Origin of the sequence: Streptomyces sp. NBC_00354 (assembly GCF_036106915.1) — a bacterium.
Lineage (GTDB): Bacteria > Actinomycetota > Actinomycetes > Streptomycetales > Streptomycetaceae > Streptomyces.
In genome coordinates this window covers 1,405,672-1,422,328 of record NZ_CP107983.1, presented here as the reverse complement: position 1 = coordinate 1,422,328, position 16,657 = coordinate 1,405,672, and the positions used below count along the sequence as shown (strand labels likewise).

Here is a 16,657-nt window from a genome sequence, read left to right as displayed (position 1 = left end):
TCGTCGACTGGTTCGCGGCACTCAGGATCCCTGGTCCGTACCGTGCGAGGGAGTGTCGACTTCACCTTCGGCGAGGCGCTCGACGCGGAAAGCGGGAGCTGATCCGTGGTCACGCATGCCCGTGGTGGAGCAGCCCCCACGCTGACCGAGTCCGAGTTCGCCACCCTCTACCAGCGCCTGCTTTCGCGCGACGACCTCGGCGCGGCCGAGCCCAGCACGTCCGCGTGGGCGAGGGTGACCTTCTGTTCGTCCGCGTCGGCCACCGCCGGCGCCGAACCGGACTGGGCGCATGGCCCACAGCACAGTCCCGCGCGGCGCTTCATCCGTCCGCGCTGGAGTTCCTCGCGGACCGCCGGGTCGCCGTGCTCGGCGGCGACGGCAACAACGGCACCGCCCCGAGCTCCACCGAAGGCGTCGACTTCCCCGTGCACGTCCTGGCCATCCGCACCATGGGCCTGCACCTGCTGGACCACCTCTCCGGCGACCCGTCGGTTCGCGGTCGCCTGGTCGAGCGTCAGGTGCAGGAACCAGACGCCGGCGCCCGCCCGGCGGAACTGGTCCCGCACGCCATCGTCGACGAGGCGGTGAAGGCACTACCGGCGACCCGATGAGAACCCCCTTTCGCATGGTCCGAATCTCGTCGAGTCGCCGCTCCGAGGGGGACGGCAGTAAGGCTCTGTCACGGTGCGCACTCGCGTCCGGCTCGACCGGCTGTTCAACGGGAGGCCGCCTACGGGGACGGTCACTGGCGCTTGCTTCGGCCTCGGTCCCCGGAGTCACGAGGCTCCTCGGCGTGCGGAACCGATAGAGCAGGACCGGCCCGACGGCCAAGAGCCAGCGCTCAACCGGATAAGTACGCATCGCCCCCATCTGCGCCGCCGCCGGCCAGAGGCGGTAGGCAGTCGTTGCCGCCCGAACCGGAGAGCGGCCGGCATGAGCGGTTGAGCCGTACGGATGGCCGTGGCCGTCCCGGGTGCGGCGCGTCGGCCGCCCCGGCCCGGATCTGCTTGTCTGGGCGGCTGAGAATCAGCCCGCGTTGCCATGATGGGTGTGGACACATGAGTCAGCTGGATCTGGCGCGGTTGCAGTTCGCAATGACGTCGATCTACCACTTCCTGTTCGTCCCGGTGACCATCGGGCTGAGTCTGCTGACCGCCCTGCTCCAGACCGCCTGGTACCGAGGCGGGCGGGCCGAGTACTTGCGGCTGACGCGGTTCTTCGGGACCTTGCTGGTGATCAACATCGCCGTCGGTGTGGTGACGGGCCTGGTCCAGGAGTTCCAGTTCGGCATGGACTGGTCGGGCTACGCCCGCACGGTGGGCGATGTGTTCGGGGCCCCACTGGCGATGGAGGGCCTTGCGGCCATGGCCTACCTCGCCGTACTCGCCCTCCTCCTCAGCCTGTGGGGCCTGTGGCTGCTGCGGCGCAAGCGACTCGCCCACCTCCCGAGCCGCCGGAAGGCCCGCGATGGAATTCACCACTCTCTGGTTCATCCTCATCGTCGCTGTGGGTCGGCTTCTTCGTCCTGGAGGGCTTCGACCTGGGCGTCGGCATGCTCCACGGACTGCTTTCCCGCGACGAAGCGGGCCGACGGGCCGTACTCCACACCATCGGACCGGTATGGGACGGCAACGAGGTCTGGCTGGTCACGGCGGGCGCCGCGGTGTTCGCCGCCTTCCCGGGCTGGTATGCCACCCTCTTCTCCGGCTTCTACCTCGCCCTCGTCCTTCTCCTGGCCGGACTCATCGTCCGTGGCATCGCCGTCGAGTACCGCGACCGCGTCGACGGCGTGCGATGGCGACGGACCTGGAGCATCCTGCTGACCGCCGGCAGCCTGACCGTTCCCCTGGTCCTCGGTATCGCCCTCGGAGACCTGCTCCACGGCGTCCCCATCGGCCGCGACCAGGAGTACGCGGGCACCTTCGCAGACCTCTTCACAGGCTACGGCGTCTTCACCGGGATCACCCTGACCGTGCTCTGCCTCCTGCACGGCGCGACCTTCCTCGCGCTCAAGACCAGCGGGGAGGTCCGCGAAAGGGCGCACCGGCTCGCCCGTCGCAGCGTCCTGCCCGTCGGCCTGGTCGTTTTGGCCTTCGTCTTCTGGACGCGCTCCCTCGTCGAGCGGGGCATCCTCGTCAACGTCGTCGAACTCGCGGCCGTCCTGGCCGTCGCCGCCGCGGCCTGGGCCATCAGCAGCAGCCACGACGGCTGGGCCTTCAGCGCCACCACCCTCGCGATGGCCGCGACCGTGGCATCGCTTTTCACCGAGCTCTACCCGAGGGTCATGGTCTCCAGCAGCAACAGCGCCTTCGACCTGACCGTCCAGAACACCGCGTCCGGCCCCTATGCACTCAAGGTCATGACCGTCGTCGCCCTCGTCATGCTCCCCGTCGTCCTCGTCTACCAGGGCTGGACTTACCACGTCTTCCGCAAGCGGATCTCCGCCGACCGCTTCCCCACCCCCGGACAGCCCACCGCGCCGTCCACGGCCCGGCCCGAGCTATGACACCGGAGTCGCCGCATCGCACCGGGTACCGAAGCCTCGGCGGACGCGTGGGCCAACCCCACCGAACCGAGCTGCGGCGGACCCCGCCCCACGCGAGGTGAGGCGGCCTACGGCGACCGACCTCGCGGCGCCACGCCGACCCGGTGGCCGCGGCCCCGGCCACCGACCGGGGCTGCCGGCCTCCGGAACCTCGTCGAGTCCCCCCTCACGCCCGTGAGGCGAGGAAGGAAACCGCTGTGAGCGAGGAAGACGTCCTCCTCGGCATCGCCCTGGTCGTGGCCCTGGCCACCACCTGCCAGATCCTCGCGAGCAAACTGCGCGTCCCCGCGCTGATCCTGCTGCTGCCGGCCGGTTTCGCCGCGGGCGCCCTGACCGACATCGTCCATCCGGACCAGCTGATCGGGGAGGCGTTCTCCGCCCTGGTGTCCCTGTCCGTGGCAGTGATCCTCTACGACGCAGGGCTGGGCCTCGACCTGCGTAACCTCACGGGCCACACCCGCGCGGTCGTGGGCAGGCTGCTGCTCTTCGGAGTGGCCTTCACCTTCCTGGCCGTCTGTGCCGTCGGCCCGGCCCTGTTCAGCATGTCGCTGCGGGTGGCCGCGATGGTGGGCATGATCCTCGTCGTGTCGGGGCCCACGGTCGTGGGGCCCCTGCTCCAGTACGTGCGGCCGACGGACAAGGTACGGCGTCTGCTGATCTGGGAAGGAACGCTGACCGACCCGATCGGCGCCATCCTCGGGGCCATCGTCTTCCACGCCGTCGCCACGACGCACCGGATCGACATCGGTCGTGGTTACCAGATCGGACAGTTCCTCATCAGCATGGCGGTCGGCCTCATCGGCGGATCCGTCGGAGTGGCACTGCTGTGGCTGACCCTGCGCGTGCTCCGGCTCGGCGAAGCGCTGGGAACGCTGGCGCAACTGGCCACGGTGATCACCGTGTCGGCAGGCTGCGACATCTTCCGCGACGACACCGGGCTGATCGCCGCGATCGTCACCGGCATGGCCGCCGCCAACATCCGGGGCTTCGACATGCCCGCTCGTCGCCCCTTCTTCGAGACACTGGTCCAGCTGATCATCGGGCTGCTGTTCATCTCCATCGCGGCGAGCGTCACCCCGGCCTCGCTGACGCCCGTGCTCCTTCCCACGCTCGTCCTCGTCGCTTTCCTCGTCCTCGTGGTGCGGCCGCTCGTGGCCTTCACCGCCACCACGGGCAAGGACATGACCCTGGGGGAACGGGCGTTCGCGGGATGGATGGCCCCGCGCGGTATCGTCGCGGCCTCCACCGCGGCGGCCTTCGCGGCGAGCCTCGTCGAACTGGGGCTGCGCGGCGCTTCCAAGATCCTTCCCATCACCTTCCTGGTGATCGTCTCGACGGTCGTGCTGTACGCCCTGACCGCCGGCCCCGTGGCCCGGCGGTTCGGCGTCGCCACGCCGAACCGCACACGGCCCCTCCTGGTGGGCGGTGCTCCGTGGGTGATCGCACTCGGAAGAGCCCTGCGGTCCGCGGGGCTCGAGGTGCAGATGTGGGCGGGAATGGACGAGGAGCGGGAACGGATCAAAGACGCCGGAATCGAACTGGCCAGAGGGGAACTGCTGGCTACGGCCACCAACCCCAGGGCGCGGCTGGAGGGAGTCAACGCCGTCTTCCTGCTCACCGATGACGACGATTTCAACGCGCTCGCCTCGGTGCTGGTCAAGGACAACGTCGAGGGCCCCGTCTACCGGGTGGGACCGCCGCACGAGAGCCACGGTGCCATCGCGCCCTACACGGGCGGCGCGGTCCTCTTCGGCGGTTCACTCGTCAGGCACGTCCTGGCGGCACGGTACGAACAGGGCGCCCGGTTCCTGGTGCAGCCCGCCTCCGATCCGCTCCCGCCGGGACACGAAACGCTGTTCGTGGTCCGTGAAGACGGCTGGCTGGAACCGCTGGACGAGACGCAGACGGTCACCCCGCAAGCGGGCGACTTCGTCGTTCTGTTCGGCCCCGAACAGTCTCCCCCCGCCTGAGGGCCGGCCCCTGATCCCCGGCGGCCGGTTACGGCACCTCGGTGCGCTGCCCGGTCGTTCGAACACGCCCGGCACAAGGGCGACCATCCGCCGTGTGATGCACCGCATCCGACGCCGCGCGCCGACCCACCGCGGATTGCGTGACGCCCCTCAGCTGCCGCCCTGCCGCATGCGGTTCAAGGTTTCATCCAGCGTGATGGCCGCGTCGATGAGCGCCAGGTGGGTGAACGCCTGCGGGAAGTTGCCGAGCTGCCGGCCCGTCAGGGCGATCTCCTCCGAATACAGGCCCAGGTGGTTGGCGTACGTCATCATCTTCTCGAGCGCGAGCCTGGCCTGATCGGCCCGCCCTGCCCGTGCCAGGGCGTCGACGTACATGAAGGTGCACAGGGAGAAGGTTCCTTCGCTGCCGCGCAGACCATCGGGCGACGCCTCTGGGTTGTAGCGGTAGACCAGGCTGTCGGTGACCAGCTCCCGGTCCATCGCGTCCAAGGTGGACGTCCACATCGGGTCTTCGGGCGTGATGAACCCCACGGTCGGCATCCGCAACAGCGACGAGTCGAGCACATCGCTGCCGTAGTGCTGGACGAAAGCCCCGCGGTCGGGGTCCCAGCCCTTCGCCAGGATCTGCTCGTAGATGTTGTCGCGCTCGGCGGCCCAGCGGCCGCTCTCGGCCGGCCGGCCGTGGGCGACCGCCAGCCGCAGCGCGCGGTCGAACGCGACCCAGGACATGACCCGCCCGTACGTGAAGTGCTGGCGCCCGCCGCGCGTCTCCCACAGCCCCTCGCCGGCCTGGTCCCAGTGGTCCACGAGCCAGTCCAGCAGGGTGCGCAGCGATGTCCAGCCCTGGATGTCCAGGTGGATGCCGTGCTGGTGGGCGAAGGAGATGCTGTCGAGTGCCTCGCCGTAGATGTCCAGCTGCAACTGGGTCGCCGCGCCGTTGCCTATGCGCACCGGGGTGGATCCCTGGTATCCCTCCCAGTGCTCCAAGGTCTCTTCGTAGAGATCGGAGGAACCGTCCACCCGGTACATGATGTTCAGCGGTCCCGTGTCGGTGTCGCTGCCGGCCTTCTCCTTCACCCGGTCGCCCAGCCAGCCGATGAACGCCCTCGCCTCCTCCGTGAACCCCAGTCCCAGCAGGGCGTACACGGAGAAGGACGCGTCACGGATCCAGGTGAACCGGTAGTCCCAGTTGCGCTCGCCGCCCAGTTGCTCCGGCAGACCCGCCGTGGGGGCCGCCACCAGGGCCCCGCTGGGTGCGTACGTCATCAGCTTCAGCGTTACGGCGGAGCGCTCCACCATCTCGCGCCATCGGCCCGTGTACCGGGACTGATGGAGCCACGACCGCCAGTACTGCCGGGTGTCGTCGAAGAACTCCTGGAACTCGGCGACGCGGATCTCGCGCGGCGGCCCCTCCGCGGCCGACTCCATGAACAGACCGCGCTGTTGTCCGGCTTCGAGCGGAAGCGTGACGCGCAGGTCGTGATCGCCGGTGAGGGCGTGTATCACCCGCTCGTCCTCCGGCTCCCGTACCACGCTGAGGGTGAGTTCCAGGTCCTCAGAGGCGAACACCGCCCCGTTCTCGCAGACACGCAGGGTGTGGGGCCTGCGGCCGTAGTCGAACCGTGGGGCGATGTCGATCTGGAACGTCATGCTGCCGCGTACGCACCGGAGCATGCGGACCAGGCAGTGTCGGTCCGTGGCCGTCGTTCCGGTCACCGGCATGAAGTCGACCACCTCGCCGGCACCGGTCTCGGTCATGAACCGCGTCACGAGAATCGCGGTGTCCGGCAGGTACAACTGCTTCGTGGTGTACGCCTCGTCCGTCGGTCTGACCGTGAAATGCCCGCCCTTCTCCCAGTCGAGAAGAGCTCCGAACACGCTGGGGGAATCGAAACGAGGGCAGCAGAACCAGTCGATCGTTCCTTCCGTGGTCACCAACGCCGCGGTCTGCAGATCGCCGATCAGGCCGTGATTTTCGATCAGCGGGTAGTCAGCCATCGCCGATCAGGCCGTGATTTTCGATCAGCGGGTAGTCAGCCATGGGAGAACCCCTTTCGACGCCACCCAGTCAGATTAGGCGCGGAATCCGCTGCGAACCCGGCGAGCCGGCTGCCCCTGCACCTGCCGGGAATCGCCCTTAGCATGGGAACGCACGAACTGGATGTTCAGACCGCATTGCACCGCCGAAACCGGAGGCTGCCCGTGCTGTCGAACTTTGCGCCGGCTCCAGAAACCCACAGAGGCATCCGATGCGGACGGCAAGAGAGCCGGCGGTGATGTCCTGGGCGGCGCGCTTCCGGTTGCGGCAGTACGCCAAGGCGAGCCTGTGGATCATCCCTCTGATCGGACTCCTGCTGGGGGCTCTGTTCGCCGAATGGGCCGCCGACGTGGAGGGAGCGGGCTGGCTGCCGGACACCTGGCAGTACTCCGCGACGACGGCGAGCAGTGTGCTCAGTTCTGTCGTCGGGTCCATGGTCGCGCTGCTGGGCTTCGTCGTGACCATCGGCGTACTCGTCGTCCAGCAGGCCACGGGAACGCTGTCTCCGCGCTACATGCGCCTGTGGTATCGCGACCGGCTGCAGAAGGCGGTGCTGGCCACGTTCACCGGAACGTTCGCGTACGCCTTTTCCCTGTTGCGCAAAATCGAGTCGGACGCCGTCCCTGACCTGGGGGTGACCCTGTCCGGAGTGGCCGTCTCCGTCAGCCTCATGCTTCTGCTGATCTACCTCAACCGGTTCACCCACAACCTCCGGCCCGTGGCCATCGCCGACCTGGTGGGGCGTTTGGGCGAGAAGGTGCTCATCCGCGCGACGGAACGCATCCACCGCTCGTCGGCACGCGATGAGGTTTCCCTGCCGCCTGCCGGTCCGGTGACCCTCATCCGGTCCGAACGGGGCGGAGTCATCCAGGCGTTCGACGCGACGGGGCTGATCGCCACCGCCGTCCGCCACGACTGCATCCTCGTCCTGGCCCACCAGGTCGGCGACTTCGTACCGCCCGGCACCACCCTCGTCGAGGCCCACGGCTCCGCCAGGCCACCCGACCCGCGGCGGGTGACCGGGCTCGTCGCCCTCGGAACCGAGCGCACCATCGAGCAGGATCCCGCCTTCGCCCTGCGCATCCTCGTCGACATCGCCATCCGCGCCCTGTCTCCCGCCGTGAACGACCCCACGACCGCCGTGCAGGTGCTCAACCACATCGACACGTTCCTGCACGTGGTCGGCCGGGCGCAGCTCCGCGGCCGGTACGTACTCGGCGACGGAGAGGGCCGGCCCCGGCTGGTGGTACAGGGCCGCGGCTGGGAGAATTACCTGCAGCTCGGCGTCACCGAAATCCGTGAGTACGGGGCCACGTCCCTCCAGGTGTGCAGGCGGCTCCGCGCGCTGCTGGACGACCTCCTCGAAACCCTGCCGGCCGAGCGTCTGCCGGCGGTTCGCGCGGAGCTCGCCCTCCTCGGGGAATCCGTCCAGCGGGCGTTCACCGACCCCACCCGCCGCGCCAGCGCGCAGACGGCCGACCGGCAGGGTGTCGGCGGTGGGCGGAGCCCCCGGAACGAGCCCTCCCGGTGAGCCGTTCTCGCGGCCGTCGGCGAGCTTGCCGAACTTCTGTTCACGGCTTTCCTTTCGGCCGCGAAGACCTGCCGGGGGTCCGTGGGGCCCGGGACCCCGGCTGCGGCCACCCGGTGAGTCGTTCGGCGGCCGCGGGCGGTGCGCGGTGGGCGTCACAGTGACGACAGCACCTGGAACCCGTGCCGGTCGAGCATCGCCATGAGATTCCTGCGGGACCTGTACGGCGAGGTCGACATGACTGAAGGGGGAAGCCGAGGGTCTACGCCCCGGGAACGGTTGTCGTGCGGTGTCGGAGGGCGGCGATGTTTTCCTCGGAACCCCATCACGAACGACCGGGGCCGCCCGTGGCATCAGCTGTGCAAGGCATCGGTCGGGCAGGCGCACTTCGGGCGTGCCCTGCCGCCGCCGGGCCCGGAAGACGGGTTCGGGATCCCGACCGCTCGGATCTTCGCGGTCGACGCCCCGCAGAGGGCGTGTGCGCAGTCTTCGAGTCGGCTGATCTCGCGTCAGTAAAGTCAGCAACGGGTCAGCATGAGTCCTGCAAAACCCGGGGACAGCTGACCGAACATGCGAATCGTTGTAGGCTCCGGAGACCGCCCTTGACCTGCGTGAAGCAGGCAGGGAGCTGACATATCGGGAGTATTCGCATGCTTCGTACCATGTTCAAGTCCAACATCTGACATCTGGACGTTTCCGCAGGTCAGTGGCGTGGCATCGGGGTCTTGGTCAGCAGTCGGTCAGCATCAGCCGCTTGGGTTGTTCGCGGAGGCACACCAGCTGGTGGTCGCGCATGTTGCTGGCGCGGGGGCTTGTCGGCGCGCCGTGACGGCCTGTGACACGTGTAGCCCGACGTCCTTGAGGCCGCCGCCCGGCCCGAGGGCCAGGCTCTGACAGCCTGGCTTTGGCGCCTGGTTCCGAGAATGCCTGTCACGACTGTGACAGGCATCACGGCACCGTGAACCAGCAGATGTCACCGGAGTCGGGCAACCGGGAATACGCGTCGACCTCTGCTGTGATTCGCGCCAAAGCCCCGGCCTTGTCCGAATTCCATGGCAGGAAGGGGTCCTGTTCCGACTCGGTCAGGTCTCCCGGTCGCGCCCCGGCGTCGTACAGATCGGCGACGATCCGCAGGAGCAGTCCCAGCTGTTCCTCGAACGTGGCGCCCCGTCCGAGCAAACTCCCCACGGCTCCGCTGACGACCGAGAAACCGAGCCAGTCGTCGTGTGCGTACTGGCAGAGATAGTCCAGCTCTCGGCGGTACGCCTCGTCATTCACCATCACTCAGTCCCCATGCTGTGGGATGTGGAATCGTTTCATGTCCAGCCCGTCCACGTCGTTGTAGTCAATGGTCGCTCCGCCGGACTTGCTGAACGGCCGATAGGTCACGGTCGATTTAGGGTCGTCCGACAACTGCCACACCTCGATGTTGCCCTTCGGCGTGGGCTTGACCTCGGGATCGCCGAGTTTCGCGTGCAGGTCCAGGCGGATCCTCTCCAGCTCCACCTCGTCGACCATCCTGACGCCAGGGCTGTCCTCCTCACCCCTCATCTTGCCGTCGCTGTCGACGGCGGTCTCGCGTGCGGAATCATGCCGGACCTGGTCATCAGGGTCGAGGCACTTCAGTCCCAGCGGGTCCAACCAGACGAAGGGGTTGGGTACGAAGGCGTGGTGGTTGGGCGCGGCGCTCAAACCGAGTGGGTCGGGTGAGGCATAGCCGGCGAACTGGGGGTCGTAGTAACGGAAGCAGTTGTAGTCGAGGCCCGTTTCCTGGTCGCGATACTGGCCCGGGAATCGAAGCGGGCAGACGACCGGTGTCGTGCCTGACGGCGCCGGGAGGTCTGCGCCCCATACCGTCGTGCGGAACTGCCAGCCGATGCGGCCGTCGGGGGTCACCAGCTCCATCGGGGTGCCGACGAGGTCCGTGACGATCGCGTGGAAGCGGGCGTCGAACTCCTCCTGGGTGTGGTGGTCGGCCTGCGCCAGGGGACGGTGCGTGCCCGGTGCGTAGTCCCAGGTGGTGGTGTGACCGTCCAAAGTGGCCTGCTCGACCAGGCGGGTGCCGTCCCACGTGAAGGTGGTGCGTTCCACGACCGCGCCGCCGGGATCGAGGCGCGCCTTGGCGGTGCGCCGGCCGAGCGGATCGTAGGTGTACTGCCAGTGGTCGCCCTCTGGAGTGGTCGCGTAGGTGAGTCGGTCTTCCGCGTTCCAGGTGAAGGTCCACGTGCGCCGCTGCCCGTTCAGGAGTTTGCGGACGCGGCGGACGAGCCGCCCTTGGCCGTCGTGCTCGTACAGCGTCCGGCCGACACGCCGGATCAGGGTTCCGCCGAGCTCGTGGTCGCCGTTGGAGGGATGGTCTGGCACGGCGGTGTGCGCGAGGTTGCCGAGGTCGTCGTAGGCGTACCGCTCGGTCCAGCCGTACGCATGGACGGCCGTGACCCGGCCGATGGGATCGAGGTCGAAGCGCCGGGTCCCGTTGGTCAGCTCGCGGATCTCGGTGACGTGGTCGTCCGCCCGATAGGCGTACGTGCGGTGCTGGAGGAGGGTCTGACTGGCGTCCGGGCGGCTGGTGAGCGACTGAGTCGTCAGACGGTCGACCGCATCCCAGGTCTGCGTGAGGACGACGTCGTCGCCGAAGGTGCGGGAGATCTCGCGCCCCACCGCGTTGTACCGGAAGTCCAGCTGGCTGCCGGCGGTCCTGAGGGCCACGGGCCGGCCTTCGGCGTCGTACGTCCATTCGGACAGCGCGCCGGCGGGCGTACGGCGCGAGGTACGGCGGCCCCGAGCGTCGTGAGTGTAGATGCTGGTGGCGCCGTTGGCCGACTCGCTGACGAGCCGCCCGAGGACGTCGTACGTCCTGTGGATCTCGACGTCCGGGTTGGCAGCCATGACCAGGCGGCCCCCTGCATCGTAGGCGTGCACCGTCTCGGTTCCGTCGTCCGCGCGCCGGACCGTGGCCCGGCCGAGGGCGTCCCGGGTGAAGCGGAGTGTCTCGCCTGCCCCGTTGGTACGGGAGACGAGCCGTCCAGCCGGATCGTAGGCGTAGCTGAGGCTCCGGCCGTTGAAATCCGTCTCGGACATCAGGCGGCCGGCGGCATCGTAGTCGTAGTTCCAGGTCAGGCCCTGGGGATTGGTGACCTGCTTCAGCCGCAGCTCAGTGTCGTAGGTGAAGGCGTACCGCGTGCCGTCCGGTTCAGTGCGGGTGGCGGGTAGGTCGAAGTGCGTGTGGGTGTGGCGCGTGATGTTGCCGGCGAAATCCGAGTGTTCGACGAGGTTGCCCTCGCCGTCCCATTGCCAGGTCTCGCGGGTACCGTCCGCACGCTCCCTCCACGCCGGCTTGCCGTCGATGGTCCAGCCCTGCCTCGTGGTACGTCCCAGGGGATCGGTCACGGCGGTGACGCGCCCGTGGGGGCCGCGGCGGACGGACGTGGTGTGGCCGAGCGGATCTGTGACCGCCATGGGAAGACCGGCATCGTTGGTGGCGATGGCGGTGGTGTGGCCCAGCTCGTCGGTGACGCGGTTCAGGTGGCCGTGGACGTCGTACGCGTAATCGGTCCGGGCACCCGCCGGGTCGACGGTCGACGTACGGTTGCCGCGCGCGTCGTAGGTGTGACGCCACAGCGCGCCGTCGGGCTCCCGTACTTCCACCGGCAGACCCAGCTCGTTGTACGCGGCTGCTCCGATTGTGCCGTCCGGGCGCTGCACACTCAACAGGCGTCCGCAGTCGTCGTACACGTAAAGGGTGACGTGGCCGAGGGGGTCCGTCACAGCGAGGCGAAGCCGGTTGGTCTCGTCCCACTCGGTGCGCGTGGTGTTGCCCAGGGGGTCCGTCTCGGCGACGACCTTGTACGCCTCGTTGTAGACGTAGGTGGTCCGGTTGCCGATGGAGTCGGTGTAGACCGTGGTGCGCGCCGCGTCGTTGTAGTGGAGGCGGCCGGTCATCATGCCGTCCGAGCCGACGGTCCGCAGCACACGCCCGTGCCGGTCGTAGACGTAGCCGAACTTCGTGCCGTTGCGGTCAGTCCAAGAGGTAATGCGGTGTTCGGCGTCGTACGCGTAGCGCAGCGACTCGCCCGTGGAGTTGACGACCTCGGTGAGGTCACCGGCCGCGCTGTAGCCGAAGGAAGCCAGGGTCACGCCGCGCTCGTCCGTGCCGGGGCTGAGGAGGCGCAGGGAGGTGACGCGCAGCTTGACCGGGTCGGTGTCCACGGCGATGCGGTAGCCGCCGGAGTGGATGATGTGCTCGGGGTGGCCCTCCGCGGTGTACGCGATGGTGATGCGATGGTTGTTTCGGTCGGTGATGGCCCGGAGGGCGAGTTCGGTCGCGTCGGCCGCGGGCAGGGGGGCGAAATGCAGGGTCCGCCCGCGTTCCGGCATGTGGATGGTCATGGCGCCGCCAGGCTTCCCGTCCCAGCGCAGTGGCCAGCGCGGGCCGCTGACAGGCAGGGTGTCCGCTTCGGGGCGCGGAACGGGGTACCGCAGCAGCATCCCGTCGTCGGCGACGTAGACGATGCCCTTGGCGTCCATTTCCAGGCGTTGGTCGAGGGTTGCGGCCCACGTTCGGCCGAACCAGCCGCCGCATGTGTGCCCGGAGACGAAGCTGCGTGCAAGGACGAGGGGGAGGGCTGCGGGAAGGGTGACGTCGGTGACGGACATGACCATCTCGCCCGTGGCCACGTCGATCGGTTCGCCGGTGGTGCACTTGTCGTCGCCGCACTTGTCGTACTTACCCGGCTGCCCGTCCACTCGGCCGCCGGCGCTGCCGTCGCGACGCAGGGCGCTGCCGCGGTCGGTCAGGCGCTTGAGAGCGGCCTTGGCCGCGCTGCCGCCGCGCACCAGTGCGCCGCCGCCCCCGGTGGCGAGGGCGAGCAGGAGGTCGGGGCTCAGCTGTCCGGCGGCACGGGCCGGGTTGCGCGACCATTCGTCCCAGTTGAGGACGGCCTTGGCGAACTCCGTCGGATGCTGTGCACCGTAGGCGACCCCGTCGGCCATTCCCGCGAGCTGCATGGCGAAGCCGTTCAGGTCCTTGTCGGCGAGCGGTTCGACGAGGTCCACGAGGCCGTCCACGCCGTCCTTGAAGCCACCCCAGTAGTCGCCGGCGGCGGCCTTCACCGCCGCCCAGCCCTTGGGTTTGTCCGGGGCCTCCTTGGCGCCGTTGTTGAGCTTGCGCTCGGAGGCGTCCACGACGGCCTGGAGCTCTTCGATGAGCTTGTCGAGCCGTCCGATGCAGCCGGTCATGGCGGCCGTGCCCGGGTCGCTTTCCGAGGGGCGTTCGGGGAGGGGGTCGTCGTGGCGCTCCACGGCGTCGTTGTACGTCTTGACGTCCTGCCAGTACTTCTTGGAGGCCGCCCTGGCCTCGTCCGCGTCTTCGATGATCGGCAGGCACAGCTTGTGCACCGCGCGGAGCTTGTCCGCGTAAGCGTCGAGGGCATCCGCGGCATCGAGGAAGTGCTTGTTGGCCGAGGTTAGCTCTTTGGGAAGTCGTTCGGTCGCCTGCTTGAAGGCGCTCGCACCCTCACCGGACCATTCCTCAAACTCCAGGACCTGGAGCTGACCGACGCCGTCGTGGAACGCCCCGGCGTACGCACGTAGTTCGATGACCAGATCGTCGACCTTGTCCGGATCGCCGTAGATGAGGTCCTTGGGCGTGCTGCCCGCGGGTATCCGCTCCGGGGCGGGCCTGTCGTCCAGCACTATGCACTCACCTCGGTGGGGTCCGGCGGCCACTCCTCCTGTAGGAGTGTCTTGGGCGGGTCGAACGTGGGCTTGCCGACGTGCTCCCAGGTCCACTTGCCGACGCTGCCGGCGGGCAGCTTGGCGATGTTGTCCGGGGTCGGGGAGAAGTTTTCGACGGCCAGCAGGTCGGCAAGGATGTAAGCGGCGATCACCTCGTGGAGACGTGCCACCACCTCGTCGGCGTGCTCGGCGACCTGGCCCATGCCGAATCCCCAGGCCGAAAGAAAGCCCTTTCCGGAGTTGAGGATTTCGAAGGTCGCATTCCCTTGGAGATGCGTTGCGAGTCTGTCCTTGTGGTCCTTCACCATGCGCGCGGCAACGACCGACTCCTCCAAGGGGTCGATCATCTTCCGCACGGCAGTGAACTGGATCGAGTAGCCGCCGCCGGGTGCTGTGCCGTCACCGCTCTGGCGTCCGTACATGGCGTCATGACTGGTCAACGCCCTGATCCTCCGTCGTCCCGTAGGTTCCTGCCCTCCGTGGTCTCCACTTCGCGCAGCGCCTCCACATTCAGCAGAAAGGGGCGCTCGCCGAGCGGGTCGACCAGGGCCCGCACCCCATCAGGCAGGAGTTCGACGATGTCTCCGACCGTGGTCGACGCCCAGGCGCACGCTCCTGCGAAGAGAGCCAAGCCCTCCACCGAGGTGAACAGCGGTACCAGTGGCCCGGCTTCGGTCTCGGAGACCAGGAAGCCCGGCTGCTCGGGCCGTTGGAAGTACAGGCGCATCTCACGAGCGGCAGCGAGCTTCTCCACTTCCGACATGCGCGCGACCGTTTCCTGGCGCACAAGGTCGGCCAAGGTCATCCGGCCACCGGGCTGTTCGACACCGCCCCCGTTCATGCTCATGTCATACATGATCACATATTCGTGAGCTTTGTTCGGTGGGAGTCCGCCTGCCGGTCGGCTGATGGAATCGCAGACGCCGTAGCGCCTATCGAAGAGGTGCCAGAGACGCAGTCTGCCCCCGGTGAGCCCACGTCGTAACGTCGACTAGCCTCGCTGTTTCGCTTGGGGTGACGAGGTGACGCTGTGGGGTCGATCGAGGCGGTGTCGGGCGGTGGGCATTGTGGGGACCCGGCGCGTTGGTCGGGTTCTCCAAGGTCTTTCGTGTCGTAGGTGGCCGGGGCGGCTGGTCAGTTGGCGGGGCGGGGTAGGGCGGCCAGACGGTGGAAGGCGGCGGCGAGTTGGTGTCGCCAGGGCCAGGTTGCTGCGATCCGCAGGTGGAGGCGACGGCCGCCGCGGGTGAGACGGGCAGCGACGTGCAGGATCCGGTAGCGGAGTTTCTTGGGTTCGGCGGTAGCCAGCTCGCCGTCCAGCAGCAGGACGCGGGTCCAGGCCAGAAGGTCGATGGCCGCGAAGCTGAGCTCGAGCCAGGCGGCGTTGACGGAGAACAGGCTCGGGAATTTCGGGCGTTATTTCATGTTTCGGACAATATTTAAGCCCTGCATCTGACACCTGGACGTTTCTGCAGGTCAGCGGCGTGGCGACGGGGGTTTAGTCGGCAATCGGTCCACATCGGCCCCTGGGGCTGCTCACGGAAGCACACCCGCTGGCAGTCGCGCATGTTGCTGGCGCCGGGGGCTTGTCGGTGCGTCGTGACGGCCCCTGTCACGTGGAGCCCGACGTCGTTGAGGCCGCGCCCGGCCGTCCTCGCCAGCGACACGGGTGCAGTCATCCATCGGATGACGAGGGTGCAGAGTAGGGCGGCGGCAGCTTCGTCTCCTTCGTTCAGGCGAAGCGAGCGCTATTCCGGCAGCGATTCGATCTCAGGGTTCCTAGCGTCGGCAGGAGTGTTTCGCTGAGCGAGAGGACTCGAACGTGACCGACTCTGCCGTAGGTGTGCGCCCACCAGCTGTAGCGCGTCGGATTCCCGGCCGGGCAAGGCGGCGCACGAACGTCTTGCGCGAGTACGAGGAATTCAATTTCGAGCGCCGTAGAGGGATTCCTCCGGTGCTGTGGCCGTTCTTCGCGCCGGACCCGGACCGGTACTACCGTTGGCGGGTTCAGCTGGATTGCGCTTGCATCAAGGAGCTGCTGACACCGGGTGACTGCATCCCGCCGAGCGAGAGGCAGTGGCGTGGCGTCGGGGACGGTGGAGCATTGCCGCCGGGACAGGTGTACTGCCGGCACGGTGATTCCGCTGATGGCCCCTACCGCGACATCGTTGAGTGGGGAGACCGGCAAGAGGGGAGCTTTCCCGCGGGCCCGGTGGAACCCCCCGAATGGGCCGGTGCCGAGGTGTGGGCCGTGATCCGCCACGATGAAGTACACACGTCGGCCTTCTGGAAGGTGACGCTGGCCTGCGGACACGTCGAAGAGGTCGTAGCGCCAGCCCTCGACTGGAAACCCGATGACGGGCCGCGCTTGGCCGAGGCCACGAGGGTGAAACAGATGATCGAGGAATTCGAGCAGGTCTGGGATTCAGACCCGATGCTTCAATCCGAAAACCAACGTGAGCACACCCGCCGGATGCTGGCGGCAGGCTGGCCGCGTCCGAGGCCGGAGCGGTCTTGCCATACGTGTCCCCACGCTCGCGCGATTGTCGCGTATCAGTGCGTGGGCTGGCTCATTCCACGGAATGAGGCGCCGAAGCCCGAAAACCCGCCGCCGGCTCGCGCTGTGTTGGAGCGCCGCTTGCGCCGGGTCGAGGCCGAGGCGGAGCGGCTACGAGTGCAGCTGGCCGGGCACGAGGCGCGACGAGACGCCTGACAGACGGGCCCTGTGAGCTGCCAGGACTCTTCCGGATCGGAGCCCTTCCGCTCCCACTCACACCGGCGGTGATGGATGGGTGTCGCGCCCGAGTGCACCCGGGCGCCACACCATCACCCCTTCCCCGGCA

General features: G+C 68.3%; 10 protein-coding genes and 2 pseudogenes. 6 read left to right on the top strand and 6 right to left on the bottom strand.

Features of this window, described 5'->3' with window-relative positions; all coding sequences use genetic code 11:
* The first annotated feature begins 224 nt into the window (after nucleotides 1–224).
* The 4 genes and pseudogenes from OHT74_RS06675 (at nucleotide 225) to OHT74_RS06660 (ending at nucleotide 4,515) form a co-directional block, all read left to right on the top strand.
* A complete protein-coding gene (locus OHT74_RS06675) occupies nucleotides 225–611 on the top strand; it encodes a hypothetical protein (RefSeq protein ID WP_443047296.1) in 387 nt (128 codons plus the stop codon).
* A gap of 447 nt (nucleotides 612–1,058) precedes the next feature.
* Nucleotides 1,059–1,418, top strand: a pseudogene (locus OHT74_RS06670) (cytochrome ubiquinol oxidase subunit I); the annotation flags it as partial.
* A 134-nt stretch (nucleotides 1,419–1,552) separates the two neighbouring features.
* A complete protein-coding gene (cydB, locus tag OHT74_RS06665) occupies nucleotides 1,553–2,506 on the top strand; it encodes a cytochrome d ubiquinol oxidase subunit II (RefSeq protein ID WP_328619685.1) in 954 nt (317 codons plus the stop codon).
* Nucleotides 2,507–2,742: 236 nt separating this feature from the next.
* Entirely contained in the window at nucleotides 2,743–4,515 is a 1,773-nt protein-coding gene (locus OHT74_RS06660) for a cation:proton antiporter (RefSeq protein ID WP_328619684.1), read from the top strand.
* Between the two features lie 150 nt (nucleotides 4,516–4,665).
* On the opposite strand, the gene OHT74_RS06655 is transcribed toward OHT74_RS06660, so the two are convergent.
* The gene (locus tag OHT74_RS06655) at nucleotides 4,666–6,513 is read right to left on the bottom strand and encodes a glycoside hydrolase family 15 protein (RefSeq protein WP_328619683.1); all 1,848 of its coding nucleotides are present in this window, start codon (nucleotides 6,511–6,513) and stop codon (nucleotides 4,666–4,668) included.
* A gap of 251 nt (nucleotides 6,514–6,764) precedes the next feature.
* On the opposite strand from OHT74_RS06655, the gene OHT74_RS06650 reads away from it, so the two are divergent.
* Nucleotides 6,765–8,084, top strand: a complete 1,320-nt coding sequence (locus OHT74_RS06650) for a DUF2254 domain-containing protein (RefSeq protein ID WP_328619682.1) — start codon at nucleotides 6,765–6,767, stop codon at nucleotides 8,082–8,084.
* A 945-nt stretch (nucleotides 8,085–9,029) separates the two neighbouring features.
* Here the strand turns inward: OHT74_RS06650 and OHT74_RS06645 are convergent.
* From OHT74_RS06645 to OHT74_RS06625, 5 genes and pseudogenes are all read right to left on the bottom strand, one after another.
* A complete protein-coding gene (locus OHT74_RS06645; RefSeq protein ID WP_328619681.1) occupies nucleotides 9,030–9,362 on the bottom strand; it encodes a hypothetical protein in 333 nt (110 codons plus the stop codon).
* A 3-nt stretch (nucleotides 9,363–9,365) separates the two neighbouring features.
* Entirely contained in the window at nucleotides 9,366–13,775 is a 4,410-nt protein-coding gene (locus OHT74_RS06640) for a putative T7SS-secreted protein (protein ID WP_328619680.1), read from the bottom strand.
* The gene (locus OHT74_RS06635; RefSeq protein ID WP_328619679.1) at nucleotides 13,775–14,257 is read right to left on the bottom strand and encodes a hypothetical protein; all 483 of its coding nucleotides are present in this window, start codon (nucleotides 14,255–14,257) and stop codon (nucleotides 13,775–13,777) included. The genes OHT74_RS06640 and OHT74_RS06635 overlap by 1 nt, the downstream gene beginning before the upstream one ends.
* Nucleotides 14,254–14,664 (bottom strand): SseB family protein, encoded by a 411-nt coding sequence (locus tag OHT74_RS06630; protein ID WP_328619678.1) that lies wholly within the window; start codon nucleotides 14,662–14,664, stop codon nucleotides 14,254–14,256. Before OHT74_RS06630 ends, OHT74_RS06635 begins: the two co-directional genes overlap by 4 nt.
* Before the next feature lie 287 nt (nucleotides 14,665–14,951).
* Nucleotides 14,952–15,224: pseudogene (locus tag OHT74_RS06625) on the bottom strand (transposase); the annotation flags it as partial.
* A 493-nt stretch (nucleotides 15,225–15,717) separates the two neighbouring features.
* Here OHT74_RS06625 and OHT74_RS06620 point away from each other — a divergent pair.
* Entirely contained in the window at nucleotides 15,718–16,527 is an 810-nt protein-coding gene (locus tag OHT74_RS06620) for a hypothetical protein (protein ID WP_328619677.1), read from the top strand.
* The last annotated feature ends 130 nt before the right edge of the window (nucleotides 16,528–16,657 follow it).